We start from the raw sequence: 1,051 nt of genomic DNA on the forward strand, positions 1-1,051 counted from the left end.
ATATAGGGCCGTTCGAAGAAGTCGAGCCCGGCCTTGGCCGCGTCGGCAAAAGCGCGGACCATATTCGAGGGAATGGCGAAGCCGATGCCGATCGAACCGCCGCTGCGGCTGTAGATGGCGGTGTTGATGCCGACCAGCTGGCCGCCCATGTTGATCAGCGCGCCGCCGGAATTGCCAGGATTGATGGCGGCGTCGGTCTGGATGAAGAAGCTGGAATCGGAGACGCCGATATGGCTGCGGGCCAGTGCCGAGACGATGCCGCTGGTGGTGGTCTGGCCGACGCCGAAGGGGTTGCCGATGGCCAGCAACAGGTCGCCGACCTCAAGCGCGTCGGAATCGCCGATGGCGATAACCGGAAACGGCTTGTCCGAGGTGATCTTGAGCACGGCGAGGTCGAGTGTCTCGTCCTTGAGCAGCACCTTGCTGTCGAACTCACGCCCATCAGCGGTCGCCACCTTGACCCGGTCGGCATCCTTGATGACGTGGTAATTGGTGACCACGACGCCGGTCGGATCGACCAGCACGCCGGAGCCGAGCGAAGACTGTGCACGCGGCTGCGAGCGACCGAAGAATTCCTCGAAGAACGGATCGCCGTCGAAAGGCGACGTGACCTTGGCCGTCTGCGAGGCATAGACGTTGACCACGGCCGGGGCTGTCTGCTTGACCAGCGGCGCAAACGACAATTGCACCTCCTCGCGGCCGAAGGGTACGCGCTTGTCGGGACCAGCCGTGGCGTTTTCGCCTTCCACGCCATGCAGCAGGTCGGTCAGCACATCGGACAGGCCGGGATCGGTCTTCGTCTCCTCGGCCAATGCCTGCCTGACCACCGGTGCGGCCGCAAACGCCATGATGGCGAAAAGCAGAACAAGGGGCAGTCTTCTGGCGCGCATTCGCGAATCCTCCAAGGCAAGTTCGGGGGCATTGTCCCGACGATTGTGCAAAATGAAAGGCTAAGCCGCTGAAATCCGACTATTTGGGCAGCAAAACAGCTACAGCTGACCTTGAAACCGAAAACCTCGTGGCCCTGATGAAAAAACAACTCCTGTCTTTC

At 61.7% G+C, this 1,051-nt stretch carries 1 protein-coding gene; it reads right to left on the bottom strand.

The features are described 5' to 3' along the window. Window positions 1-890: trypsin-like peptidase domain-containing protein (locus EN964_RS35465; protein ID WP_127277513.1), on the bottom strand; the 890-nt coding region annotated here is incomplete at its 3' end. Window positions 891-1,051 lie beyond the last annotated feature (161 nt).

This window comes from Mesorhizobium sp. M7A.F.Ca.CA.001.10.2.1, assembly GCF_003998575.1.
Lineage (GTDB): Bacteria > Pseudomonadota > Alphaproteobacteria > Rhizobiales > Rhizobiaceae > Mesorhizobium.